The organism is Kitasatospora sp. MBT66 (genome assembly GCF_000710405.2).
Taxonomy (GTDB): Bacteria; Actinomycetota; Actinomycetes; order Streptomycetales; family Streptomycetaceae; genus Kitasatospora; species Kitasatospora purpeofusca.
Window position 1 is genome coordinate 1 of the sequence record NZ_JAIY01000011.1, and the last position, 25,599, is coordinate 25,599.

Consider the following 25,599-nt stretch of genomic DNA (forward strand, 5'->3'; position numbering starts at 1 on the left):
TGCGCCCCGGCCTGGCGGCCGGGGCGCCGCTGACGCGGCGTCAGCCAGGGGGTGCCGGCTACGCCGTCACCGTGCGTGGTGTGGCCCCGGCTACGCCGGGGCGGGGGGCGCGGGGTTGGGGGAATTCGCCGGTGGCGAATTCGCGGGCACGTGCAGGTAGTTGCGGGCGGGGCGTCTGGCGTCGCTGCGCTCCGCCTATCCGGTGGCTTTTGTCCCGGGCCTACGGCCCGTCAATCTATCGGCATTCCCTCCTTGTTCGGCCAGTGTTTTCACGGCCCTACGGGCCGATTGGCTGACAGGGTTTCCCGGGGTACGCCCGGGGGTGAGCGTTGACGATGTGACGCGAAATTCGGATAGTAGGCCATCCCTCCGGTCGGGCGGGGGTGCCGGCCGGGGCCTGCGGCCCTCGGCGTTGACGATGTGTCGCGGACTTCGGGTATCAGTCACAACCCCACCCCCGGGCACCCGCCCCCGGTCCCGGCCGGTGGCCAGTCCGCCGCCTGATTGCTGGGCTGGCGGCCCATCCGGCGCCCCTGGGGCGGGGCCTGCGGCCCTCGGGGGCCGCCTTGGAACCGGCGGTCCCGCTCGGCCTCACCGGCCCCGGTGGCGGGCCCTCACAGACACCCCGCACGGCGGCCCCTGACGGGTCCTCAACCGCAGACTCCGGACCGGAATCCGGAGAGTTTTCAAGGAGTTTCCGGTGGTGTTTCTCGAAGCACCGTACAGCTCTATCCTACCGGCTCCCTGGCGGGCGCTGGAGGCGAACAGGCAACCTCGCGGCAACCGTCCATCCCGGCTCTATTCGGCCACACTTCCGGCGGGAATCCTAATTCCCTTCCACTCCCTTTCTGTGGGAAATCCGAACCCCTTCCGGGGCGCAGCGGCTAGGAATCGAATTCGAGCGCGCCGAAAATGGGCCTACGGCCCTCCACGACGACACAGTGACCGCCAATCCCGGACACCCAGAAATTACCGTCCAGCGTCACCCGGCCAATTCCCGAAGCAGCGACACCAAACCGAACACCGAGCCAGGACGGCGGCCTGGACGGGCGGCCAGGGCGCAGCAGTGGGCCGACCCGGCAACGGGCGGGACGCCACCAGGGCGGGCGCGGGCACGGCGGGCAGAACGGCCACGTCGGGCGCAGCGGGACGGCCTGGCGGCCGACCAGGACGGCAGCCAGGACCCAGCAACCGGGCGCGGCACCGGGCGACGCGGGCGGGCCGCCGAGGCCGGCGGACCGGCGCAGCCCGGTGCAACACGAGGTGCAGCACGCCCACCCGCCCCCGCTCCCAGCCACATAACGCCTGGTCAGACCCGCAACACGGCCCCGTGTTGCACCCCACCGCACCCCCGCGTTGCACCCCCCACCCACCATCAGGCCACCGGCCACCCCGCTGCCGAGCACCACCACCAGGACCAGGGCCGCCGGGAAGGCCGGCCTTCCCGGCGGCCGCCAGCACCTGGCGGTCGTCGGCACCCGGAGGCGGCCACCACCGAGCAACAGCCGCGGCCCCGCCCCGGCACCCTGTCGCACCCACCTGTCGCGCCCAGACCACACACAGGGAATCAGGGGTATCCGCCCACGTCACAACACGCGACAGCACCCCACACGACAGGGAGACGCGACAACCCACCGGCCGCCCGGGACGGGGCCGGGACGGCCTCCCGGACCACCACCAGAACAGCCCCCGAGCCGGCCTGACGGCCACCCAGCCATCCAGTGAGGGGCGCAGCATCGGCCAGGCGCAGCAGGCCGGAACGACTCGGACGGCAGGCCCGGGACGGCGACGCAGCAGGGCGCCCGGACGGCAGCCTGCACGGCGGGACGGCGACGGCGACGCAGCAAGGCGGGCACGGACACGGCCCCGGACGGCGGCACCCAGCCCGGACCACCATACCGAGCACCAACCCCCGCCGCCACCCCCACCCCGCAATTCCAACCCGAATTCAGACCACCACCGGCAAACAATTCGCCAAAACAATTCAACGGAATTCCCGGTGGAATTAACCCCCGAATCCACATCCAACAATGCCCCACCGGCCCTCGAGCGGGCCGACCCGGCCCCCGACCCCACCAACCACCACACACAGTCATCAGAACAGCCCGGCCACCGACCCCGCAGGACGCGCCAACAGGTCCAACCAAAGGTCCAGACAACTAGGACTACGAGGCCATTTCACGCCCACAGCAGCCAACAGGTCACACCCTGCGGCCCCTCGCCGGGTAGAGCTTGGCGTGCAGCACTCGTTGGAGTGAACGGTGTCCGTTCTTCTATCTGCCGGATTCTCAACGGACTTGACTGCCTGACGGCAGGTCTCAGCGGCAAGGGGTGGGTTTTGTGGACGCGGCAAGGGTGGAGGCGTGCTTCGTCACGGTCGCCGGCGAGGTGGTCCAGCAGCGCCTGGGGCGGGCGGCCGGGCAGGTGCGCTTCGAGGAGTTGGGGCCGGTTGCGGCGTTCCCGGTGGTACCGGGGCGCAGCTGGGGTCCGGGGTGGTGGTGGTCCTCGACGACGGGGCAGCTGGTGGCGCACGGGTCGATGGCGATGCGGATGCAGTTGATGCTGCTGGACCGCGAGCGTTCGGTGACGGGTCTGGCGGGGCGGCCGGTGCGGCTGCTGTGGCGCGAGGACGACGGCACGGTGCGTTCCTGGGTGCCGCAGCTGTTCGCCCGCTACGCGGACGGCGGGGCGCTGCTGGCCGACTGTCCTGCCGTCCCGGGTGCGGGCGGGCCGGCGGCGCAGCGGGCTGCGCGGGTGCTGGCGGCGGTATGTGAGCGGGTGGGGTGGGTGTACCGGCGGTTGGAGCCGCCGTCGCCGGTGGTGGCGGCGAATGTGCGGTGGCTGGCCGGGTACCGGCATCCCCGGTTCGGTGCTGACGGGGTGCTGCGTGAGGCGGTGCTGGCCGCGTTCGCGCGGCCGAGGGCGTTGGCGGAGGGGGTCGCGGCGGTGGGTGTGCCGTTGCGGGCGTGGCCGATGGTCTTCCATCTGCTGTGGTCCGGTGCTCTGTCCGCGGCGTTGGCGGATCGGCCGTTGGACGCCGGGACCGTGGTGGGCCGGGGGGTGGCGGCGTGAGCGGCGGGTCGGGCCGGCGGGTGCTGGCGGTGGGTGCGCACGTCGTCTTCGACGGGCGTGCCTGGCAGGTGGTCGGGGTGGAGGGGCAGCTGGTGCGGCTGGCCGGCGAGCGGGGCGAGGTCGCGACCGTGCTGGCCGGGCACCTGGTGGCGGCGCCGGACTTCGCGGTGACCGGCGCGCGGCCGCAGGCGGGGGTGCCGCAGTGGGGGCTGTTCCAGACGGTGCCGATGCGCGAGCAGGAGAAGGCCCTGGCCTGGCAGCGGCACATCCAGGAAGTGGAGTTCGGGCTCGTCGGTGGGGAGGGCGCGGCGGGGGTGCCGCGGCCGCAGTACGACCCGCTCTCGCGCACGCTCGCCGAACGGGAGCAGGCCAAGGCCGACGAGCTCACCGCGTTGGGGTGGGAACGCGTCGCTGTCAGCACGGTGCAGCGGATGCGGCTGAACTACCGGCGCCAGGGGCTGTGGGGTCTCGTCGACCACCGCACCACCAAGCCGGTCAGCCGCACCGGCCGCGCCGACGAGAAGGTCGTCGCCGCGGTGCTGGAGGCGCTGCGACGGCAGCGCGGCCGTTCCACGGGCACGGTGAAGGGGCTGATGCAGCTCACTCGCCAGGTGCTGGACGAGCGGTACGGAGTGGGGGCGGTGAAGCTGCCGGCGCAGGCGACGTTCTACCGACTGGTGAAGGCGCTGGCCGACCCCGCCGAACTGCCCGGCCGGCCCGCACGCACCGCCACCGCCTCACCGGGGCGACCGTTCACGCCGACGGTGGCGCTGCGGCCGGGCGAGCAGGTCATGCTCGACTCCACCCGCCTGGACGTCATGGCCGTCTTCGCCGACGGCACCACCGGCCGCCCGGAGCTGACCATCGCGCTGGACGTCGCCACCCGCTCCATCCTGGCCGCCGTCCTGCGCCCGGCGAGCACCAAGGCCGTCGACGCGGCGCTGCTGCTCGCCGAGATGGCCGTCCCGCACCCGCTGCGCCCCGCCTGGCCCGACGCGCTGGCGATGTCGCGCGCGCCCGTGCCGTACGAGGACCTCCTGGACGCTGACCCGCGCCTGGAGGCCGCCGCGGGCCGCCCGGTGGTGGTGCCGGAGACCGTGGTCGTCGACCGCGGCCGGATCTTCCTGTCCGCGGCGTTCCTGGCCGCCTGCGAGAGCCTGGGCATCAGTGTGCAGCCCACCCCGCCCCGGCGCCCCACCGCCAAGGGCCACGTCGAGCGCGCCTTCGGGTCCGTCAACACCCTGTTCTGCCAGCACGTCGCCGGCCACACCGGCTCCAACGTCCTGCGCCGCGGATCCGACAGCCAGCGCGAAGCCGTGTGGAGCGTCGCCCAACTGCAGGACCTCCTCGACCAGTGGATCACCACCGAGTGGCAGAACCGCCCCACCGAGGGACTGCGCCACCCCTCGATGCCCGCCACCGCACTGACCCCGAACGAGATGTGGGGCGCCATGCTCGGCGCCACCGGGCACGTACCGCTCCCCCTGAGCGGCGACGACTACATCGAACTGCTGCCCGTGCTCTGGAAGCCCGTCACCGAGCGCGGCATCCGCCTGAACCACCGCACCTACGACCACCCCGCGCTCACCGACTACCGCGGCCAGCCCTCCGGTGTCACGGCGCAGCAGGGCCGGTGGGAGGTCCACCACAACCCCCACGACGCCCGCCGGATCTGGGTCCGCCTCGGTGACGGCGGCTTCACGCCGATCCCGTGGATCCACGCCGACCACGTCCACCAGCCCTTCGGCGATCAGCTGTGGCAGCACCTCAAGGACACCGTCGCCCGGCGCGGGGACCGCGACCGGCACGAAGCCGACCTCGCCCAGGCCCTCGACGACCTCCTACGCCGCGCCCGCAACGGCACCGCCCACCCCCGCGAACACGCCCTGATCACCCGCCACGCCCCCGCCGCCCTCCCCCGCGACACTGACGGGCCCACCGAGCCCGGCGCCATGGAGGACCCGGACGGACGGACCCGAGGGCGCGGGAAGACAAGGCAGCAGAAGCGGACCGCCGCCCCGCAGAGCTCCGGCCCCGGGCAGCAGCCGGACGATCGCGGACACGCCGTTCCGCGGCCACGGCCGGCCGGCGTCGCACGGGCCGGGACGGCGGCTGGGCCCGACGAGGCCCCCGCGACGCTGTTCGACGCCGCCGCACCGTGGCCCACGCCGGTGCCACCCCAGGAAGTCCGGCCCCGGGCGGTGAGGACGACGCGGACGGCCTCGACGACGACGCTCCCGGCTGGGACGACGCGGACGACCTGGACGACGCGGATGCCGGGGACGCCGGCTTCGGGCTGTTCGACGCCGCCGAGGAGGCGCAGCAGTGGTGACCCCGGCCGCCCGTCAGCCCGCGGCCCAGGCCGGGAGCGCAACGCCCACCACCTGGGAGGAATGGCGGCGCTTCGTCGACCGCAAACGGCCCGCACCGCCCTCACCCGAGGGGCCCCGGCGCAGCGCCGCCCAGCGGCTGGCCTACCACTCCCGGTTCGTCGTCGTACGCACCCCGGCCCTCGACAAGATCACCACCAGCGTACGAACCCTCACACTGCTCGGGCGCCACCAGGATGGCACCGCCCGCCCCGGACTGATCGTCACCGGGCCGCCCACCACCGGCAAGAGCACCGCCCTACAGGAAGTCGGGCGCACCTACGAGCTGCACCAGCGGTCCCTGTCCCGCGCTCCCGTCCCCGGGCGGGCGCCGGTCGCGTACATCCTGGTGCCGCCCGGAGCGAGCGCCAAGAGCCTGGCCGCCGAGTTCGCCCGCTTCGTCGGACTGCCGGTCGGCCCGCGCATGACCCAGGCCCTGCTCACCACGACCGTCTGCAGCATGTACACCAGCCTGGGGGTGAGCCTGGTCCTGGTGGACGAGATCCACCGCCTCAACCCCCGCACCACAGGCGGCGCCGAGGCCGCGGACTTCCTCAAAGACCTCTCCGAACGGCTTCCCGCGACCTTCGTGTACGCCGGCGTCGACGTTACCGACACCCCGCTGTTCTCCGGTGTGCGCGGCGCCCAGCTCGCCGGGCGCGCCTCGCTGGTCGACTGCGACCCCCTGCCGGCCCGCACCGGCGACCAGAGGCCGTTCCGGTCCACCGTCGCCGCGTTCGAGAACGCCCTCGACCTCACCGCCCACCGGCCCGGCTCCCTGCGGCGCCTGGCCCCCTACCTGCACGAGCGGACCGCCGGCCGGATCGGCAGCCTCTCCCGCCTCATCCGCGAAGCCGCGATCACCGCCATCGTCGACGGGACCGAGAAGATCACCAAGACCTCCCTCGACGCGATCACCCTCGACCACCTCGCCGAAGAACACCACCGCCCCACCCACCAGGCCCGACGCCGATCGCCCGGCCCGAGGTGAGGTGAGCACCCACCCGGGCTGGGCAGCGCACCCCGCGCTGCCGGCCCCCGTGCCCACCACCCAGGACGTCCGGCCCCTGCCGGCGGAGAGCACCGCCTCCTGGCTCGCCCGCCTCGCCCAGGCCCACCACCTGCCCCCGCCCTACCTCCTGGACGGGCTGAACATCACCACCACCGGCCGCCCCGGCCACACGCCAGGAGGATCCGAGATCCACCTCGACCACACAGCGCAGCACCACCTTGCCGCGTTCACCCGCGTCCCCCACCACCACCTCACCCGCGCCCTTCCCCGCCTGAACGCCCTCGCCCGGGTCCCCGCCCGCCCCGGCCACACAGGCGGCCACGCCACCTGGCGCAGGCTCGAGGCCCACGAGGCTCCCGCGCGGGCCTGCCCCACCTGCACCCTGCGCCGCACCCACGGCACCACTGGCCGGGCCCTGGCCTACCTGCCCGACCACGCCCTGCTCTGCCCACACCACCACCGCCGGGCCGCCGGCCCGGACCACAGCCTCGGTACAGCCGCGCTCCCCGAACTCACCCGCGCCCACGCGAGCCACCAGCGCCTACGCCGCCGCGCAGACATCGCGGACGCGTGGACCTGGGCCACCGTGGTCACCACCCGCTGGCACGACCACTCCACCCACACCACCCTCACCGCCCGCTGGCAGCACCGCCGACGCCTCCTCCAGGCCACCAACCCCGGTGTGCAGCCCGTGACCGGCTCCTGGACACTCCTGGCCCGTGACGCCGTCATCTACCCCGAAACCGTCACCCTCGCCCGCGCCCTGGCCACCACCGCCCTGTTCCCCGCACCCCGCCACGGCCACCCCACCCCCGCCGTACGCGCCTTCCTCAACACCACGGCAGCCGCGCTCGGCCTGCCCCGCCTCACACCACTACCCGGTGACCTCCTCACCACCTGGACCCGCCACCACACCCACTAACCCCGGCCTGCCCGGTCCGTGTTCAGGGACCATCCACTTCCCTCCGCACACCGCTGCTGGGCTCTATCAGCTCATGGCGCAGCGGAACCGTGACCTGCGTCCTCCGGGCCCAGGAGCGGGCATAGACGACGGTGTGGAAACCACCGGCGTGGTAGCCGCCACTGCAGATCACCACCTCGGCGTCGGTGACCTTCACGGTGAGCCGGCGTCGTGCTCCCCATTCGCCCACCAGGTAGTCGTTGCCTGCGGCTCGCACGTACCCGGCGGAGTCCGGCTGCACCCGGGTACGGTGGCTGCCCGGAGGCGGCTGGAGCAGCGGATGAGCAGCTGAAGGACCCCCGAGCAGGGCAGAGCGCTCAGCGGCCCAGCGCGCTTTCCGGTCGGGATCCCAAGATCTGTGGAAGTCCTCTTGCCACGTGTGCAGGGCGGCGGCAAGGTCCTCCGGCGACGTGAAAGAACGATCCGGTGGGCAGGCCGCCGTGAGATACCGACGGGCGGTCGCCAGCAGGTTCGACACGGTGGTGCCCTCGTCGACGAACTCGACCGTGGTGCTGCCCAACTCGGCGTGCATCCGGTAAGTGGACCAGCCGGTCCCCTCGTCCCAGCTCCATAACGGGACATCGATGCCCTGGGGATCCCAGCGCACCGTGTGCGGCACGCCACCCCACTCATGGAGAAGGTGATGCTGAGCCACCCACACGTCCGACAGCTTCGATGACACCGCTGCCCGGGCTGCCAGGCGGCCGCAGTCCCCGGCGACCATCAGCACGACCGGGCAGCGGCGCCGCTGCCCGGCCCCCACCTCCACCGGGCCCTCGGGCAGCCACAGACCGCACTCCGCCCAGCCCGGCGCCAGTTCTGGCACGAGACGCTGTCGCGGTACCGGCACCGTCACCGGCACCAAAGGACGCAAGCGCGCCACCTCGGCCCGCAACAGGCTCTGCGACGCCGGCCACCTGATCCGGCGGCCGATCTCCGCAGCAGACCGGGAGGGCCGCTCCTTCAGCAGGCGCAGGATCCGGGCCTCGAACGGGGCCGAGAGCGGCGGACGCGGCGACCGCCGGTAGCGGGGAGCTTCCGCCGCGCGGACGAGGCGGCGCACCGTGTTCGGCGCCATCCCCTCACGGCGTGCGATCTGCTTGATCGGCATGCCGCCCTCGTGCAGAAGACGCACCTGGGCCCAAACTTCAGGGGAGAACACGCCGCTCGCCCTCCTCGCTCGTATCCGCCGCTTCGATGGCCCGGCGGCCCGGCTCCCGCCACGCCCGGCGCACCTCGCTCAGCGCGGCGATGACAGGGACCACGGCCAGCAGAAGTGCCTCCAGTCCCCTCAGCACCCGACGGCCCAGGTAGTACAGGGCCGCCAAAAGACCCCCGACGGCCGTCACCGTCGCGGAGAGCTCGCTCAACGTCATGCGGCACCGCCACGGCGGCAAGATACGACTGCAACCGGACGACCGGTAGATGCGGGTCCCACTGCGTACTCCTTCGTGCAGCATCCACGCGGGCCCACGTCAAAGGACCCGCCCTGCCAGCGCGCATGGATCTCCATTAGCGCTGGCACGACGGGCCATCACGTCCACAACCACTGTCACGACCGGGTACGACAGACCCGCGAACGACCGCCAGCCGAAAACTGAACCCCTCCCTGCGGTCAGCCGCCCCGAGCCTGCACCAGCCGGCCCCACCGCACGGCCCGGCGGCCGCGGCGAGCACTCCGGCACCGGCAGGAAAGACCTGCCGTCGTACGCCAGCGCCGCACAACCCGGCTATCTGCGCGTTCCGCTGATCCCCACCAGTCAGCCCGCCTGTCGAAGCCCGCCCGTGCCGAAGACGTCATCGAAACCATGCGCCTGCTGGGTAGTCACCAGGTAGTAGGAGCCGCCCGGGTGATGGTGCCCGTAGCCGCTGTAGAACGCCACCTCCGAGGGAGTCAGGACCCTCAGGTCACCGAAGACGTAGTACAGAGGGATCGAGACGCTGATGGCTGTGAACTGGAGGCCCGCCACCAGGCTTTTGCGAGAGACGGAGAAGCGGTGGGAGTCCGCGCTGCCCAGCGAGGTCTTGGCGTCGATGCAGACGACCTGCATGCCCCGCGCGGCAATCATGTCGGGCAGCTGCCGCAGAGGCGAGTCGGTCAGGCGCAGCGCGGCCTGGATCGCCGGCGGATAGGTGCCCTGGCCGAACGGGTGGACCGTCCAGCCACGGCGTTCGAGTTCGTGCATGACGTGCTGTTCGTGCCGGTCCCCGATCGCTTTGCGGTGGGTCCAGTCGGCCACGCGGCCCTCCCCCTCAATACACTTCCGTGGTACCAAATCCGGCGCTTTCGTACTACTACGCTACCCGCTAAGCTGACGCCATGTCGGCATACGTTGACCCACGTTTTCGTCCCACGCTCTGGCCTGGCACTGTCATTCCCGTCCCCCCGATCGCACGCCGTATCAAAGACGTCCGGATCAAGGGCGACTGGCTACTGTGGACTCCGGTCCCCCAAGGCCGCGAACTGGTCTATCTGCCGGACGACTTCTACCTGCGCGAGCTCATGGAGGTCCGGGCCGACGACCTCGAAGGCACGGCGGCGCTGTTCACGGCCTACGGTTCGCTCTTCGGCACCGACCGGGAGGACCTCCACATCGACACCCCGGAGATCTGGGAAGCGCTCCAGAAGCTTCCCGGAGCCGACAGCGACGAGCAGCCCTACCCTTTCGCCGTACACAAGGACGTCATCAGGATCTACCTGGAGACCGCTCAGGACGCCGTTGCCACCTGGATCGCCTGCCAGCGGGAAGGCGGTCTCGAAGCCCTGGTCGAGCCCGAGATCACCGAAGAGGCCCTCACCGACAGCCAATCGGAGAACCTGGAGGTCAGCGGGACACCGTGGCCGCATTCCCTCGATCACCTGCGTGAACTCCTCATCGACGGCCGCATCCACGCACTCGAGCAGGTGCTGAACAGGGCACTGGGCCGGTTCAGCATCGGAGTGGGAAACCTGGCCGACCGCGACCCCACCATCCTCTCGGTGGCCTTCCTTCAGCTGTACAACCACCTCGTAGAGGAAGCCACCGTGCGCCGGTGCGCCAACGAGAACTGCGGCCGCAACTTCGTACGCCAGCGCGGCCGCGCCGCCTACGGCCAACACCGCACCACCGGCGTCAAATACTGCTCCCGGCAATGCGCCCGCTCCCAAGCCCAACGCGACCTCCGACGCCGACGCCGCACCACCAACGCCACCCTTTGACCAGACAGCTATCGGCGCAACCGCCACGCGGCCCACATCGAGCAGGTCAGCGTCCTCAGCGCCCGGGCCCCAACAACGACAGACAGGAAGGTGATCGGCCTGTGGTTCACAGACTGACCGACGAACCCCTCCCCCGTGCGCAGTGGCTACGAGAGGAAAGCTGGGGCGCCATCACCGACGCCTACGACCGGCTCAGACGGGCAGCCGCCGACAATGACCGCCCACTGCTCGTCGGCTCCGCCAAGGAACTGGTCGAGTCCGTTGCCCGGGTAACGCTCGCCTCGGTGGGAAAGCCCAGCGGAGACAACGCGGACTACCTCCAAGTACTGACCTCCGCACACAAGACAGTCGAGCATGCCATCGGCCCTGAGCTGGCCGCCAATGACCCGCTGCGGCAGATCCCCGACGCCGCAAGGCGAATGGCGAGCCAACTGCGCGAACTACGCAACCGGTATGGCACGGGACACGGACGCGCGCTCGTCCACACCGTCACCGACGAAGTGGCCGAGGCATCCGTCCACGCGGCACTGATCTGGACGCGATGGGCACTGGCCAGGCTGAACATCGTGCTCCTGGGGGCGGTACAGCCCCTCATCTCCGGCCTCCTCGACGGCGAGAGCTTCTACAGCGGCGACCTCACACAGCGACTGACCGCCGCCAACATCGCCAAACTCGACGAACCAGAGCAACGCGCACTCGGGCTCGCGGTCGGACAGCGAGCAGCCAGAGCGACCTTCAACGTCCGCATAGAGGGAATCGAAGCAGTCGCCAAAAACCCCAGCCTATGGCCGGACCCCTACCGCGAAGCCGCCCTCCAAGGACTCTTCATCAACCCAGACGGCCAGGTATTCACCGACCCGGACCACAGCGCACCCAGCGCCGCCGTCCTCCTGAGAGACCACACCGCGCCGGACCGCGCCGTCAACGAGCTCCGCGCTCTCCTCACAGACTCCTCCTGGTCGGTCGAGTTCCAGTACCGCCCCACCGCCACGGTCACCTCCATGGAAGCCGCCACACCCCAAATCCCCGCGACCGCACAACAGAGCTGGCAAGCAACGATCAACGACTTGAAACACCGCGCCGGCCTCTGACAAGCCCCGAACCCCAAGAAGACAAACAGGGCTCTCATCACAACTGCGAAAAACCCCAGCACTTCTCAGGCCATCTAGAACTTCTCAACTAACCACACAACTACACAGGCCAACGCCCCAGACACCCAGCCAAACACCCCGACGGAACTGGCCACACCCCCAAACCACCAGACCAACCCCCGGTCCAGAATTCTCAACCATCCACCAAACCCGCAGGCAGCCAACAAGATCAACCAGCGAACCACCGACCCGCCACAGTGGGTCAGCGATCCTCCGTCCGGGCGCAGTGCCGCAGGAGGTACTCGATCTCGTCGGGCGCGTGGTGCATCCGTGCCTGTCGCCAGGCGCTGTCGAAGTCGGAGTCGAACGGGGGTCGGCTGGTCCGCTGGAGTCGCACTGCCCGCAGGGTCGTGCGGGGGGCGAGCAGAACCCGCCACAGGGCGACCCTCATCCGGCGCGTCCGTGCTCGGCCGTCGCCCGGTCCGGCGGTGCGGTGGCTGCCTTCAGGGCCTCGACGGATTGGCGGAGCAGGATCTGCATGGCCTCGTGCCGGGTCTCCAGGTCCTGGAATCCGGCACCGAGTGACTCCCACAGCTCCAGGAGTGGGTGCCACCAGGTGTTGCAGGACCTGATCGCGCGTGCGGCTCGTTGGAGGTCGGCCGTCCGGACATCGTCGGGGATCTCGGAGGTTCGCTCGATGTGGTCGAGCACCACGAGGTCCGGGTGGTCGTAGAGGGCTCTTTTGAGGAACTCCAGCCGTCTGATGCGTTCGGTGTCGGCCCGTCGGACGGTCAGGGTTTCCTGTGCGGTGGTCGACAGGCGGAGGGTGACATGCGCGGACAGGAGCCGGTAGTGGGGGCTGTGCCGGCGCTCGGGTGCGCCGAGCGCCGCGTTGAGGGTGTCCTGGGCGGTGGGCAGGTCGTCCGGCAGCAGCCCGGCGGTCACTTCCGCGGCCGCGGCGCGCAGGTCGGTGCGGGCCTGCTCCTCAAGGTTGGCCCGCTCCCGACGAGCGGGCCGCCAGCGCAGGGTGAGCGTAGCCTCGAAGGGTACGCCGGTTTCGGCGCTGGGCAGTTGGCACGGTCTGGGACACGTTGTGGTGCGGGCCGCGCGCTGCCACGGCCACCTCATCGAGCGGTGCCGTCGAGCGTGAAGAGCGTGTGGAGCGGGGCGCTGACCAGGTGCTGGTAGAAGTCCTCGGCGATGTCGACGCCCTGTGCGGTGACGGTGCCCCTGAGCGCCTGCATCAGGTCCATTCCTGCTTGGAACATCCGGTGTCCGCGGAGGGGAACAAGCAGTTGGTCGCGCAGTTGCACGTAGCTGTCGGGGTCGCCTGCGCAGGAGCGGATCCAGTCGGTGATCCGCGGGATGGTGTCGACTGCGGTCTGCGGGCTGCCGAGCAGTTCGTGCAGGGCCCGCTGGAGGTCGATCTCCGACACGTCGGCAGACAGCAGCCACGGCAGCCCCGGTGTGTCCACCGACATCAGGGCGAGGAAGGCCAGGCTTCCGCTCCGGGAGGAGAGCTTGCCCTGTTGCCAGGTGCGGACCTCGGTGACCAGGCGGGTCCTGCCGGGTCCCTGGGCGAGTTCCTCGAACGCGGCGAGGACGCTCTGGCGGACGGCCGGGTCGGTGGTGGTGCGGGCCACGCGCCGCAGCCGGACCACTGCCATCTTCGCGGCGGCGGGGCCGGCCTCGGAGTCGGCCAGGACCCGGCGGCAGGTGGAGACCACGGTGGGCGCGTTGCCGTTGGTGTCGGCCCACTGGTAGAGCGTCGCCCGGACGAGGCGTCCGACGTGTTCGTCGTACACGACGGCGTGCAGGACGGCACCCAGCAGGTCCGGCGCGATCACTTCGGCCAGCTTGCCGAGGTGCTCCCTGGTGCCGTGCCGCAGGGCCAGCTCTGCGATCGTGCGGACCACGGGATCCGTCGGGTCCGGACGCTCGGCGAGCTTCGCGAGCCAGCCGATCAGTGGTGTGCGCATGACCTCGTAGTTGTCCCAGACGTACTCGAGCACAGCCCGCCCGTACGCCGGCCGGTCGAAGAGCACGATGTCGCGCGCGTCGACCGTGGCACCGACGTCCTGGATACGGCGGCGCAGGCCACGGCCCGCGAAGGACGGCTGAGGGGCTGATCCCGCCGTTGCCTCAGCGCCGGCCGACTCCACCTCCGCCTGCAACCGCCGCGCACCGGCGGACACCCGGGACACCGGCGCGCACTGCTGGACCGCCAGGGTCAGCAGCAGATAGCGGTCCTCGAGCACCAGCGACCGTTCGGTCCTGCCGCGGACGGCGACGTGGTCGCCGAACAGCTCGTCCAGCTCACCGCGCCAGTCGGACAGTGTGTCGAGGACGCGGTCCTCGAAGGTCTTCGCCGTGCTGGGGCCCGCCGTGCCCTGGAGCGTCGCGGGGCCCTGACGGTGCAGACGGCGGTGCTCCTCCCAGGCCGCGACGATCCGGTGTGCCGCCCGTACCGCCGACACGGCGTTGAGGCCGTGCAACTGGGCCATGGCCGGGGCGGACTTCGTGACCTCCTCCGCCGCTTCGTGGTGGCCGCCGGCCCTGAGGTGGGCCTCCACCAGCGCTCCGGCGGCAGGGGACTCTGTCAGGCGGAGCACCTGCACGCCGCGCCTGGAGAGCAGGCCGACAACGTCCCACACTTCCTGAGCCACCGTCAGCACCAGGTGGGAGCCGCAACTGGCGAGGTTGACCGCGTGCTTCTCGAGCGAGCCGAGGAAGTCGGCCGAGACCCTGTCGGTCTCCGGATCCTTGAGGTCCAGCTGGAAGGCACGCCCCCGATCGAGAGGGAGCCGGGCGCAGCTGGGCGTCTTCCAGTCCGCCTGCAGTTTGACCAGCATCGCGGTCGGCTCGGTGTGTTCGGTCAGCAGACGCAGCGCGAACGTGGTGGTACCGATCGCGCGGGGGGCGACGACGACCAGGACGGGTGCCTGCAGCAGGCCGGTTTCCGGGTCCAGTGTCTCCTGCCAGGCCTGCGTCCACGCGTCACGGACGAACGGCTGCTTCTGGAGAGTGTCGCGGTCGACTGCCTCGCCCTCGAGGACATCGCGTTTGCGGGTCTCGATGATCAGCTGATCGACGACGCCGATGGCGACGTCGACCTGGCTGTGGAAGTTCGCCACCGGAGCGGTGACGGTGCGGACCCCCGGAGCCACCTCCGTGGCGACGGGCTGTTCGGGTGCTTCCCCGGCCGGGGCCGGCGGGGTGTCCGGCTGTGCCGGTTCGTCGTCTCGGGGCGAGGGCAGCCAGCTCGGCAACCAGGTGCCGGGGTCGCTGCTCCTGCCTGCGTCGCCGTTGGGTGCGTCGGAGGGCCGGGGCGGGTAGGGGGTGTCTGACACGGACTTCTCCCTTGTCCAGGTGGGACGGATATGGCGGCTTCGGCTCAGCGGCCGCGCTTCACGATCCGAAGGTTCTCGACGTGGCCGTTGATCACGGGGTCGTTGAGCGCGTTGTTGAAGTTGAGGACCGCCCCCGCCCTGGCGGGCCGCTCCGGCGCAGGGGCTGTCGCAGGCTCTTCGGCAGGGCCCGCTGCGGCGTTGTCGGGGTCGGGCACGTGCCTGCGGAGGGAGTCGGCGGGCAGGCCGGGGACGATGAGCCGGCAGGGTTCCTCGAACCCGGGCTTGTCGGCCACCCTGGCTGTGGCCGACAGGAAGTGGTGCTGCGTCATCTCCGGTCGGGTGCGCCCGGCCTGCACGGAGCGCCGGTAGACGGGCTCCGAGAGGACGGCGGCCAGGAACAGCCCGTTGTCGGTGGCAGCCGCGACGGCTTGATAGGCCGCGTCGCTGTTGACCAGACGGCATGCGTCGTTGATCGCGGTACCGCGGCCGTCGGGAACGCTCAGGGGGCCGACGTGGAGGGCCGTGCGAAGGCGGATGTCCGGGGCGCCGGCCATCCGGATGCCTGCGTACCGCTGGAGCGCGGCACTCAGGTTGGCCAGGAGCGGGTCCACCATCCGCGCCACGTGCCGGGGCGGCAGCAGCATAATGACGCCGTCGCCCGTGTCCCTGTAACCGGTACCCAAAGTAGCGGGTGAGGGCAGGCCGCTCTGGGTGAGGACGGTCTCCAGGATGCTGTCCAGGTCGGCCCTCACCGGTGCCATCCGTACTTCGGGGAGTCGGCTGTAGCCCTTCATGTCGACGACCATGACGGCCTGTTCGGGCGGCACGTCGTGCCCTGTGGCGTGGCGGTCCGGTTCGCTGGCGGAGGCAGTCACGAGTGGGTGCCCTTTCGGCAGTAGGGGCGGCTGGCGAGGCCCCATGCTGCTCGGCCGCACGGAACGGTGGTGCCCAGTGCTGGGCACCACCGCCGTGGCCTGTGTCACGTCAGGCGAGTACGTGGGCCTCGATGGCGGGCATGTCCCGTACGACCAGTCCGCCGCCGGTCCCGGTCCCGACCCAGCCACGCTCGCGCCACGGCCTGATCGCCGTGCCCACGCCGTTGCGGGAAGCTCCGATCAGCTGCGACAGCTCGGTCTGGGTCAGCCGTACCACCGTCTCGGACCCGTGCCGGGAAGCCGCTGCGACGATTCTGCCCAGTGCCGCGGCCAGCCGAGCCGCCACCGGCGCGGTTGCCATTTCCAGACGGGCCGCCTCCGCTTCCCGAACACGCGCGATCGCGTGGCGCAGCAGGGGCACTTCCAGATTCTCGGATTTTACGAAGGACAGGAATTCGGGTGCGGGAATGATGTGGACGCGGCACGGTTCGGCGGTGATCACGGAGGCCGAGCGCGGCTGGGAATCCAGGACCGCGAGTTCGCCGAACAGTTCACCGGCGCCGCGGACGGCCAGCAGTGCCCGCTCGCCGTTGGCGCCCGCCAGGGTGACCAGGGTGGATCCGGAACTGAGCAGGATGACCTGGGTGGCGGGGTCGCCCTGGCGGAGCAGCATGGTTCTGGCAGGGCGGCTGCGTTCCGGTGCGAGACCGCGCAGTTTCGACCAGAGCTGATCGCCGATGATAGATTCATGGCAAAGATGCACATTCCCACCTGATTCTTCTCGAATACCAGCGGCACGATGCTCTCAATTCGTGCAGGAAATCAACAGGCCGATTCCGGTCACCGTGCCCGCCGCCGCTATCAGGTCCACCGAAGCCCGGATCGCCCGGAACTTGCGTTCGGCGAGAGCGGCCAGGCACTGAAGGCGCCGCGTCTCCAGATCGATCAGGCCCGCCCGGTCGAGAGGCGCCGGCCCGGCGAGGTCCCCTGCCGTCGGCGAACCGGACCGCAAGGACCCGAACCCGGCCGACAGCCTCCCCTGCGGCAGCACCGGCCGGATGGCAAGAAGCGCCGCCGCCGCAGCAGCGGCCAGGAGCACACAACCGCACAGCACGGCAGCAGTCGGCAGCGCCGCTCCGGTGGACCAGGACGGGGCGGCCGCCACCACCGCGGCCAGCATGCCACCGGACAGCGCGCAGAGCGCGGCGGCCTTCCCGTCGGCGCGCTGCAGCTCCACGAGCACCGCCGCGCACCGCGCCCCGAGCACCACCTCCGCCTCAGCGGGTGAGGGAACATCGCCGCCGCCGTTCGTCACCGCCATCGAAACCTCCTGGGCCGGTCGGGTGAGCGGGTTGCCCCTACTTTCCGGCAGACCCACCACCCCAGGAGCCCAGTACCGGGCACCACTGCTGTTCACCGCGTCACAGCCGGGCGCGGTCACCGATCGCTCGGCACACAGGGCGGACCTCGGCTGTTGCCGCAACGGGGCCCGCGCCGGACCGCCGGCACAGGAGCCCTGGTGGCTCCCGGCAGATGACCCCGAGGGCGTCGACACAGTCGGCGCGCTCGTCGCTTGGCCCCAGGACGTTCCCCACCCTCCTCCGGCAGCCCGGGCACGGCTGTCCGCCCGGTCGGTGCGCGGTCCGCTGCGTAGGATCCGGTCGGGAGGAGCACGCGGACGCGGGTACTCGCAGGCGGACCGGCCCTGGGCCGACGGGCCGTCGTGCGGGCCGGTCACCAGCACTCCGAGCACCGAGGCGTCCCCGCCGTCGCCGGCTTCACGGCCGGTGGCAGGACCCGGGGTCCAGTAGATCCGCCGGGCGTCGGCGCCGGTCCCGGCACAGGGGTCGAGGACGCGGCTACGGGTGTGCGGCCGGGCAAGGCGGAAGCGACAGGTGTGCAGGCCCGCAGTGGCGCGGATCGGCGGCAGGAACAGCCAACCCGCGGAGCCGGACCGCCTTGTCGGAGCATAGACGTACGCTGCCGAGGAGACAGCCGCCGGGGAAGAGGGGCGCGATGGCACTGACATTGGACGAAGCCGTGGCGCAGCTCGGTCATCGGCTCTCGCCCAAACGGTGTTCCGCCGCGTCGCGCTTGTACCGGCTCGCCGACCCGGCCGCGGGTCCGGCGCTGTTGGAGGCCCTGCGGAGGGAGGTTGGCGATGCCCGTACATGGGAGACCCAGTACCGGATCGTCATGGCCCTGGGAGCGTGCGGCCACAGGTCAGCCGTCGGCCTGCTCCGGGATCTCGCCCAGCGCCCCCTCGAGGCCACGGCGGTGTACGTCGCGCTTGGCGACGCCATCGTCCGGCTGAGCGCCCCCGAGGACACTGGCGGTTCACTTCGCTGGTGCCTGGGTACCGGCACCCCGATGCTCGCCGACGGCGCTCTGCGCGCCGTCGCCGTGCAGCGGCTTCCCCTGGACGCGGCCACGATCGACCGCATCCTCGACTTCCTCGATCCCCTGGAGCCCCACGACGGCCTCCGGTTCTGGGCCGCGACAGCAGCAGCGGGATGGACTGGCCCCCGTGTCCGAGGGTTCCTCCAGGAGTGCGCAGTCGACCCGCGGGCCGACGTGGCCAGCGCGGCCGCCTCGTCCCTGCAGGGCAAGTACCAGGCCTACTCCCCCCTGTAGCGCCCCTTCTCGCAGAGGGCCGGTCCATGCGCTCGGTGTACGGTCGTTTCGGGTGAGCCCGAGGAGCGGGTCAGCGCACCCGACCGGGGTTCACCGGTCGCACCACCCTTTCCACTCCGCCTGTTTGCGTCGCCTTCCCGGATTCCAGGGCGTGAATTCCGCATTCCGCATAGGCACGCCCCGTTGGTCGTACATTCGCCGGTACGGATGGTGACAACACAACGGGAGCGAAGGAAGACCCCGGAAACTGCCGCGCCGGAGAAGGCAGCGCCCACGCCGGCCCCGGCCCGTGGCGCGAAGACGGGCGACGTCGTCGTAGAGCGCCAGGACGGACAAGGCCGCCCGGTGAACCTCACCCTTGACCGGCCGGTGCCCCCCGGCGCCACGGTCCTGCTGGTCCGGTAGCAGCGGCTCGGCGCCCCTGTCCTCAACGGGCGTTCAGGCCTTCGTGGCGACCAGGGTGTGTGCCCGGTCCCGCAGGTCCCGAATCCTGGGGTTCCGGCCGTAGGGGCTGGTGGTGGCGAGCATCGTACGGAAGTGGTCGTCGGCCCTGGCCGACGACAGCTTCTCGTAGTCGTCCAGGAAGTGGTGCCAGGTCGTGGCCGCCTGCTCGATGTGCCCGACCTCCGTCTGGCGCTGCGCCATGACGCCGTTGGCGTGGGCGCGCCCCTGTTTCTCGGCCGGGGGCCTCAGCCGCTGGGACTGCCGCATCGCCGTGATCGACTCCGGTACGTCTCCCAGGGCGTACAGCACGGACGAGACGTGGAAGTGGTAGGCGGCGGCGTCGTAGCCACCGACGTGGTCGTTGCGGCCGTCGGCCTTCGCCAGCGCCTGTTCGGTTTCACGGAGTCTGGCGAAGGCGAGCCTGCGGTCGCCGACCAGGGCGGCGCCGTGGGCCTGCTGGCCGGCGAGGAACGCGCGCAGGCGGGGGCCGGACGCGGGGGCCGCCTCGGCGGCCGCGTCGGCCAGGTTCAGGGCCCGCTGCCCGTACTTCAGGTTGGCCGCCTGGAGCGCCATGCCGCGCAGGGTCCGGCAGTAGGTGACGTGGTCGCCGGCAGCGGCCGCCAGATCCAGGGCGCGGTGGTAGTAGCTCTGGCCGAGGCCGTGTTCGATCTCGTACATGGCCATCCACCCGATCAGGTAGACCAGGTCGGACGCGGCGGAGAGCATGCTCGCCCTGACCTGCGGGGTGGCGTCCGCGCGCAGGTAGGTGGCGACGGTGTTCGTCAGGAACGCGGCGGCCATCGGCCGGGCGTGACCGGCACCGAGTTCGTCGAGGATGTCGGCGATGTGCACGGTCATCCGCTCGACGGTCGCCACCTCGCCGCCTCCCACCCGCACCGTGCGGCCGGCGGCTTCCGGGGCGCCGTTCAGGCGGTCGGCGAGGTCGGTGAACGCGGGGACCCCGAGAGCGGCGGAGTACAGGCTCGCCTTCAGCACGCCACGACGCGACGGGTCCATGTCCCTCCTCCCCAGGTCCACGATCTTCTCCACGACGTCTCCCGATCCGGGATGGAGGAGGTCGTCGTCGCGGGGGAAGCCCGTCTCGGCCGACGTTACCGGCCGGCCGAGACGGCGGGTGAGCACGGCGCAGACCACCGGCCGGACCGCGGCGGCCGGAACCGTTCCCCGGAGCCAGTGCGAGACGGCGGAGTGGTCGTACCGGAGCTCCAGGCCCGCCTCGGCGCCGGCGCGGTTCACGGCCCGGGCCAGCTGTGTTCTGGTCCAGTGCGCCTCGGCGAGCAGCGCGGACAGGGCGTGGTTCGAGGTCTTGGCACTCATCGATTGCTCCGCACACGAGCGTTCACGGCGTTCACACTGCCACTCATCATGACCGGTACCCGGCGGCCCGGGAGGCCGGTTGACTTGGCGTCACCAGACAGCGCGGATCGCCACGGTGTGTCGAAGTGTTCCCCGGAACGCCCTGCTCGGAACTCGAGGAGACGGCACGTCGGCCTGCTCGGAGCGATGCCGAGGAGTGCCATGCCGTCCGTCAGCACCACCTTTCCCGCCACCAGGAGCCGCGTCGGCGCGGCCCGCCGGGCGACCGCCGCCACGCTCGCGGGGCTCGGACCGGTCTTCGAAAAGGAGCGGGTCGAGATCGCGAAGTTGCTGGTGTCCGAGCTGGTGACCAACGCGGTCCTGTACGGCGGCCCGCGGCCCGGCGGTGAGCTGCGGATCGTGTGGAGCACGGTGGGCGACGGCATGCTGAAGGTCGCGGTGAGCGATGGGAGCAGCACCGTGCCGTGCCTGCGGGCCGCCCGCGCCGACGACGAGCACGGGCGGGGCCTGGAGATCGTGCGCCGCCTGACCGCCGGTAGCGGCTGGGACGTGGAGCCGGACGGTGGGAAGAGTGTGTGGTTCACGCTTGCGGGGACTGCGCCGGGCCCCGGGAGTGTTGACGCCTTCTCGCCGGCCGTGCCGGCGCCGCTGTCCTGTGCGTCCACGGCCTCGAAGGGGACCTGCGGCCGGTTCCCAGCGGCCTCGGGGCGACAGCACCGCGTGCGCGTGCGGGCCGGCCGAACCCTTCCTCGGCCGCGTAGCAGCGGTCCTCCTGGTTTCCGGCGCCGGCCGGCGGCGGGGGCACCGGCGTCCCGTCCGTTCCTGCGGTGTCTGCGGGGAGGGGACACCGCCACGAGGACCGTGACCTGCTTGCATCCCGCACACCGGGCACCACGGGACCTCCCGCGGGCCCGACCGGTACACACCTCGCATCAAGTTCTATGCCGGCTGTTCTGCGGGCCAACTACGTTCCGAGCTCCGCAATTTCACCCACGATTGTTGGCCCGGGCACCCGAATCCCTCCCGGCCACCGCGCCACTGCGACGTGCCCGTGCCGCTGGCCCCTGCGGGTGGTGGGAGCCGAGCCGTGGATCGGGTCGGCGCACCTGCGCGAGGTTGCGCCGATCCCACCCCCCTTTGCAACTCGCCTATTTGCGTCGCCTTCGCGGATCCCACGGCGAATTCCGCATTCCGCGTACGGCACGCCGCGTGGGCCGTACATTCACCGGTACGGATGGTGACAACGCAACGGGAGTGATCGTGGCAACGTTCGGAACGGACACCAGTGTGGGCGCGACCGTCCTCGCACTGGAGGAGCAACTGCCCGCCACGGAGGAACGGTTGCGTCGGGCGCAGGCCGAACTTGACGCCGCGACCACCGAACGGGACGCCGTCCACCAGGCTCTCGACGCACTGCGACTGCTGTCCGGTGGACCCGCTCGCACCGACGAGGACCACAAGACGCCTGCGACCGATGCCCCGCCCGTCCCGGCCGAGGCCGCGCGGGACACCGAACGGGCCACCTCCGCTCCGGGGGCAACGGTCCCTGCCGGGCCTGCCCCTGCGGCGAGCGCCGCGAAGAAGAACACGCCCGCCAGGAAGGCCCAGGCCCGGAAGACGGCAGAGCCGGCAAAGGCAACACCCGCACGGGCCAAGGCCCGTGGCGCGAAAACGGACGGCGGCGCCAGGACGGCCGCGAAGCAGGAACCGGCCGCCCGAACCGGACGGGCGACGCGCCCGCGCCCCGTCGGTGCCGAGCCCCCGACCGCGGCGCCGGCCACCGGACGGCGAACGGTGACCGACGCGGACAGCATCCTGGCGGTCCTGTCCGGATCGGCAGAACCGATGCGCGCCCGCGAGGTCAGCGAGAAGCTGGGCCTTGAACAGCTCGACGCGAACGTCAACGCGGTCCGTACCCGGCTGGAACGCCTCGCCAAGGACGGCCGTGCGCAGCGGCCCGGGCGCGGTCTGTACACGGTGGCGGCCCAGGGGTCCGGGGGCTGAGCCGAGGGTGCGGGTGTTTGCGAGCCGGTACGCGGGGTCTGCGGTGCGGGTCAGCAGGAGCTTGGCAGGGCTGCTCCCGGGATGCTCGGTGGCGGCCTCGGCGAGGGCGGCCATCCGGCTGGGGCGGGTCGCGGCGTAGTCGAGGACGACCAACTGCGGCCTGGCCGCCCGCCGGACCTCCAGCAGTTGCTCGGGGTGGGCGCTGGGCGCGCGGCCGAAGGACGGTCCAACGGTGGTGCTGAGCTGGTGGCCGGGGTTGTGGGCGAGGGGGTCCTGCCCTTGCCCGCCGGGGCCGTGCGGCAGCCACGCCTTGAGCCCGCTCCACCCGTAACCACGGCTCCAGGTCGGTGAGCAGGTCCTGGCGGCCGTGGAAGGGGACGGTCTGGCGTCCGGCCTCCAGCAGGGCTGCGGGTGTCTCCAGAGCGCGGCGGACGGCGGCGTGGACGGTCGGGTCGGCGATGTCCTGGAGCTCCACCGCCGCCGGCTCGCCCGCCGTCCCTCCCAGCGGGCTGCCGCCGTGTTCGGTGAGGGTGGTACGGAAGGCGGGGTCGTGGTGGAGGACGTGGGCGGGACGACGTTGAGCCGGCCGTGGGTGGAGTTCGCGCGGTCGGAGGCGACGACGCCGGTGAGGTAGCAGTCGCAGAACACCGCCGCCCCGACAGGCCGTCCCACGACGACGGCCCGTCCCCCGGCCACCCGGCACCCGGATGCCTGAACGGCCGCTGCTACTCGGGAGGCGGAGCTGTTCGTGATCGTGCCCCGGGCGGTTGGCGGGATCGGCCGCGGTGGGGCACGTGCCGGCAGTACGCTGCGGCCGGGGCGAGCGGACGGTGTCCGTCGCAGAAGTGTCCTGGGGGCGTGATGGGGACCGTGTTGATCGTGGTGGCTGGCGCGCTCGGCGCCCGGACCGCAACGGTGGGCGGTGGTTTCCGGTGGTTCGAGGAGTGCGACGTCGATGTCGATGCCGCTCGGCCCGGATCCGTCCGCGATGACGCATGCGGCATCGATTCGAGCGTGAGCCGGCCATGACCCCACCTCCCTGGTCCTGGCGCGGCAGGCTCGGGAAGCGGCACGAACCGGCCGACGTAATCGGTCCCGGCAATCGGACGGGGGTCGTCGCTGGCAGTGCCCACCCTGGCGAAGGGGACGGCGCACCGGTCCCGGGGCGGGACCGCATCCCGCCAGTGCCTGCTTCGGTCGACGAGAGCGACGCGCCGGTGGCGGTCAGCGGGTCGGCCGGTGCGCGGACGCCTCCCGCCGTCCGGGTGGAGGCGTCGGGCGAGGAGGCCGTAGGAGGGGGGCGCGACATCGCGCACTCCGCCGTTGGACAGGGCAGCCGTGTCGAGCACACGGAGGTGAACAACCGGGTCGTGGGCGGCACCGTCCAGGGCGATGTGTTCCAGGCCGCGAGTGTGACGGTCAACAACACCTACCAGCCCGCGCCACCGGCCGTAGCGGTATGGCGGCCGGTTCGGGTGGGTGCGGTGCCGCCGCTGGCTTCGGCTTCCCAGCCCCGTCCGGGCCTGCGGGAGGCGATCGACCGGGCGCGGGAGCGGAACGCCACCGCGGTACTCACCCAGGTGCTGTCCGGTGGCGGCGGTGTCGGAAAGACCCAACTCGCCGCCGCATACGCCCACCGGGCCCACGCCGAGGGCGTGGACGTCCTGGTCTGGGTGAATGCCGCCGACATCTCGCAGATCGTCTCCGCGTACGCAAGAGCCGCACACCGTGTAGGGGCGCCCGGCGCAGACGGGCAGGAAGCCGAACGCGACGCGGGCACCTTCATGTACTGGCTCGCCACCACCGACCGTTCGTGGCTGATTGTCCTCGACAATCTCACGGATCTCGAAGGTGCCCAGTCTTGGTGGCCCCGCCCACCGGCCGGATCCGTAAGCCACGCACGGGTACTGGTCACAACACGCCGACGTGACGCGCTCGTCTCGGGTGCGGGCCGGGTGGTCGTCGACATCGGCATGTACACCCGCGTCGAAGCACTGTCCTATCTGCGCGAGCGGCTCGCCACGACAGGAGCGGAGCATCTGCTCGACGTACGCACCGACGACCTGGTCGAAGCCCTCGGCAGGCTTCCCCTCGCCCTCGCCCACGCCGCGGCCTACATGATCAACGAGGACAAGGCCAGTACCAGCTACCTCCACCTGTTCACCGACCGCACTTCCCGTCTGGAGACCCTGCTGCCACCGGCTGCCGACACTGACGGCTACGGTCGGCAGGTCACCGCTTCCCTGGTCCTCGCACTCGATGCCGCCGAACAACGCGAACCCCTCGGCCTGGCTGCACCTGCCATCCGCCTCGCCGCGCACCTCGACGCCGCCGGCCACCCCCAAAACCTCTGGTCCACCGCCGCATTCACCCGCTACCTCACCACCTACCGCGCGCCGTCATCCGGCACCGCCGCACCGGCACCGGTCACCCCCGACCGCGCACTCGCCGCCGTCCGCGTGCTCCACCAGTACGCCCTGCTCACGAGCAAGGCAGAGGACAACCCGCGCGCGATACGTCTGCACGCCCTGACTGCCCGCACCGTCCGGGAGGGCATCACTGTGGGCGAGACGCCGGCGACCGTCCACGCTGTTGCCGACGCCCTCATGGAGCTCTGGGAGTACGAGCACGAGCACTCCGCACCCCATTTGACCGCTGTCCTGGGCGCCAATACCGACACCCTCGCGGACCACGCTGGCGACCTGCTCTGGAACCCCGATGCGCACCCGGTGCTGTTCGCCGCAGGTGCCCGTCTGAGCGACGCGGGCCTCTACGAGGCCGCGCTCGCCCATTGGAAGCGTCTCGCCGCCGATGCCGAACGGCTGCTGGGCCACGACAGCCTCAGTACCCTCGCCGCCCGGGAGAACCTCGCAACGTCCTACCGGCAGGCCGGGCTCCCCGGCGAAGCGATCCTGATCGGCGAACAGGTGGTCGCCGACTGCGAGCGACTTCTCAGCCACGACATCACTCGTGCTCTCGCCGCTCGCACGAGTCTCGCGGCCTCCTACCGGGAGGTCGGCAACACCGGTAAGGCGATCGACTTGCTGGAGCAGGTGTTGGCCAGCAGCGAAAGGTCACTGAAAGGCAGCCACCCCGGCACATGGGCTGTCCGTGCCAGCCTCGGATCGTGCTACCGGCAGGCCGAACGTACCGGCGAGGCGATCCTGATCGAGGAACAGGTACTCGCCGACAGCAAACGGCTTCTCGGTGACGACCACCCCGACACCCTCACCGCAAGCGCCAACCTCGC

The 25,599-nt window shown here is 71.5% G+C and carries 20 protein-coding genes and 2 pseudogenes; 12 read left to right on the top strand and 10 right to left on the bottom strand.

Annotation, left to right across the window (positions count from 1 at the left end; genetic code table 11):
• Nucleotides 1-2,340 precede the first annotated feature (2,340 nt).
• From BI06_RS30795 to BI06_RS30810, 5 genes and pseudogenes are all read left to right on the top strand, one after another.
• Nucleotides 2,341-3,072 carry a TnsA-like heteromeric transposase endonuclease subunit gene (locus BI06_RS30795; RefSeq protein WP_051742401.1) on the top strand — a complete coding sequence of 244 codons (732 nt, stop codon included), beginning with the start codon at nt 2,341-2,343 and terminating at the stop codon, nt 3,070-3,072.
• Between the two features lie 1,451 nt (nt 3,073-4,523).
• Nucleotides 4,524-4,712 (top strand): annotated as a pseudogene (locus BI06_RS55600) (hypothetical protein); the annotation flags it as partial.
• Between the two features lie 518 nt (nt 4,713-5,230).
• Complete coding sequence (locus BI06_RS51380; RefSeq protein ID WP_158516480.1) at nt 5,231-5,404, top strand: hypothetical protein; 174 nt, start codon at nt 5,231-5,233, stop codon at nt 5,402-5,404.
• Nucleotides 5,398-6,432, top strand: a complete 1,035-nt coding sequence (locus BI06_RS30805; RefSeq protein ID WP_043473720.1) for an ATP-binding protein — start codon at nt 5,398-5,400, stop codon at nt 6,430-6,432. Before BI06_RS51380 ends, BI06_RS30805 begins: the two co-directional genes overlap by 7 nt.
• Nucleotide 6,433: 1 nt before the next feature.
• Nucleotides 6,434-7,375 (top strand): TniQ family protein, encoded by a 942-nt coding sequence (locus BI06_RS30810; protein ID WP_051742271.1) that lies wholly within the window; start codon nt 6,434-6,436, stop codon nt 7,373-7,375.
• Between the two features lie 22 nt (nt 7,376-7,397).
• Here the strand turns inward: BI06_RS30810 and BI06_RS48560 are convergent, their stop codons facing one another.
• From BI06_RS48560 to BI06_RS30825, 3 genes are all read right to left on the bottom strand, one after another.
• Nucleotides 7,398-8,576, bottom strand: coding sequence for a helix-turn-helix domain-containing protein (locus tag BI06_RS48560; RefSeq protein ID WP_051742272.1), 1,179 nt, complete (start codon nt 8,574-8,576; stop codon nt 7,398-7,400).
• Nucleotides 8,563-8,790, bottom strand: a complete 228-nt coding sequence (locus BI06_RS30820; RefSeq protein ID WP_043473723.1) for a hypothetical protein — start codon at nt 8,788-8,790, stop codon at nt 8,563-8,565. The genes BI06_RS48560 and BI06_RS30820 overlap by 14 nt, the downstream gene beginning before the upstream one ends.
• Before the next feature lie 384 nt (nt 8,791-9,174).
• Nucleotides 9,175-9,654 carry a hypothetical protein gene (locus BI06_RS30825; RefSeq protein ID WP_043473725.1) on the bottom strand — a complete coding sequence of 160 codons (480 nt, stop codon included), beginning with the start codon at nt 9,652-9,654 and terminating at the stop codon, nt 9,175-9,177.
• An 80-nt stretch (nt 9,655-9,734) separates the two neighbouring features.
• Here BI06_RS30825 and BI06_RS30830 point away from each other — a divergent pair, with 80 nt between their 5' ends.
• Entirely contained in the window at nt 9,735-10,613 is an 879-nt protein-coding gene (locus BI06_RS30830; protein WP_107113437.1) for a hypothetical protein, read from the top strand.
• A 101-nt stretch (nt 10,614-10,714) separates the two neighbouring features.
• Nucleotides 10,715-11,704, top strand: coding sequence for an abortive infection family protein (locus BI06_RS30835; RefSeq protein ID WP_051742274.1), 990 nt, complete (start codon nt 10,715-10,717; stop codon nt 11,702-11,704).
• A 262-nt stretch (nt 11,705-11,966) separates the two neighbouring features.
• Here BI06_RS30835 and BI06_RS30840 read toward each other — a convergent pair whose 3' ends face one another.
• The 6 genes from BI06_RS30840 to BI06_RS30865 form a co-directional block, all read right to left on the bottom strand.
• Complete coding sequence (locus BI06_RS30840; protein WP_043473728.1) at nt 11,967-12,155, bottom strand: hypothetical protein; 189 nt, start codon at nt 12,153-12,155, stop codon at nt 11,967-11,969.
• Complete coding sequence (locus BI06_RS30845) at nt 12,152-12,649, bottom strand: hypothetical protein (RefSeq protein ID WP_051742277.1); 498 nt, start codon at nt 12,647-12,649, stop codon at nt 12,152-12,154. The genes BI06_RS30840 and BI06_RS30845 overlap by 4 nt, the downstream gene beginning before the upstream one ends.
• 179 nt (nt 12,650-12,828) lie before the next feature.
• Complete coding sequence (locus tag BI06_RS30850) at nt 12,829-15,054, bottom strand: hypothetical protein (protein WP_233290356.1); 2,226 nt, start codon at nt 15,052-15,054, stop codon at nt 12,829-12,831.
• 44 nt (nt 15,055-15,098) lie between these two features.
• Nucleotides 15,099-15,929, bottom strand: coding sequence for a hypothetical protein (locus tag BI06_RS30855; protein WP_043473731.1), 831 nt, complete (start codon nt 15,927-15,929; stop codon nt 15,099-15,101).
• 109 nt (nt 15,930-16,038) lie between these two features.
• The gene (locus tag BI06_RS30860) at nt 16,039-16,692 is read right to left on the bottom strand and encodes a Crp/Fnr family transcriptional regulator (RefSeq protein ID WP_043473732.1); all 654 of its coding nucleotides are present in this window, start codon (nt 16,690-16,692) and stop codon (nt 16,039-16,041) included.
• 42 nt (nt 16,693-16,734) lie between these two features.
• Nucleotides 16,735-17,250 (bottom strand): Pycsar system effector family protein, encoded by a 516-nt coding sequence (locus tag BI06_RS30865; protein WP_051742279.1) that lies wholly within the window; start codon nt 17,248-17,250, stop codon nt 16,735-16,737.
• A 695-nt stretch (nt 17,251-17,945) separates the two neighbouring features.
• On the opposite strand from BI06_RS30865, the gene BI06_RS30870 reads away from it, so the two are divergent.
• Complete coding sequence (locus tag BI06_RS30870; RefSeq protein WP_043473734.1) at nt 17,946-18,563, top strand: hypothetical protein; 618 nt, start codon at nt 17,946-17,948, stop codon at nt 18,561-18,563.
• A gap of 438 nt (nt 18,564-19,001) precedes the next feature.
• On the opposite strand, the gene BI06_RS30875 is transcribed toward BI06_RS30870, so the two are convergent.
• Complete coding sequence (locus BI06_RS30875; protein WP_043473736.1) at nt 19,002-20,345, bottom strand: hypothetical protein; 1,344 nt, start codon at nt 20,343-20,345, stop codon at nt 19,002-19,004.
• 201 nt (nt 20,346-20,546) lie between these two features.
• Here BI06_RS30875 and BI06_RS55605 point away from each other — a divergent pair.
• The 4 genes and pseudogenes from BI06_RS55605 to BI06_RS30890 form a co-directional block, all read left to right on the top strand.
• A pseudogene (locus BI06_RS55605) lies at nt 20,547-20,879 on the top strand (ATP-binding protein); the annotation flags it as partial.
• Nucleotides 20,880-21,482: 603 nt separating this feature from the next.
• Nucleotides 21,483-22,349, top strand: a complete 867-nt coding sequence (locus BI06_RS30880; protein ID WP_149030527.1) for a hypothetical protein — start codon at nt 21,483-21,485, stop codon at nt 22,347-22,349.
• Nucleotides 22,350-23,219: 870 nt separating this feature from the next.
• Nucleotides 23,220-23,378, top strand: coding sequence for a hypothetical protein (locus BI06_RS51385; RefSeq protein WP_158516481.1), 159 nt, complete (start codon nt 23,220-23,222; stop codon nt 23,376-23,378).
• Nucleotides 23,379-23,704: 326 nt separating this feature from the next.
• The coding region (locus BI06_RS30890; RefSeq protein ID WP_051742281.1) for a tetratricopeptide repeat protein at nt 23,705-25,599 on the top strand (1,895 nt) is incomplete at its 3' end.

What these genes read in the sequence shown, in the direction of transcription:
- BI06_RS30820 (WP_043473723.1), bottom strand. Translation starts at nt 8,790, where the DNA reads ATGACGTTGAGCGAGCTCTCCGCGACGGTGACGGCCGTCGGGGGTCTT.
- BI06_RS30830 (WP_107113437.1), top strand. Translation starts at nt 9,735, where the DNA reads ATGTCGGCATACGTTGACCCACGTTTTCGTCCCACGCTCTGGCCTGGC.
- BI06_RS30840 (WP_043473728.1), bottom strand. Translation starts at nt 12,155, where the DNA reads ATGAGGGTCGCCCTGTGGCGGGTTCTGCTCGCCCCCCGCACGACCCTG.
- BI06_RS30865 (WP_051742279.1), bottom strand. Translation starts at nt 17,250, where the DNA reads ATGGCGGTGACGAACGGCGGCGGCGATGTTCCCTCACCCGCTGAGGCG.
- BI06_RS30870 (WP_043473734.1), top strand. Translation starts at nt 17,946, where the DNA reads ATGGCACTGACATTGGACGAAGCCGTGGCGCAGCTCGGTCATCGGCTC.
- BI06_RS30875 (WP_043473736.1), bottom strand. Translation starts at nt 20,345, where the DNA reads ATGAGTGCCAAGACCTCGAACCACGCCCTGTCCGCGCTGCTCGCCGAG.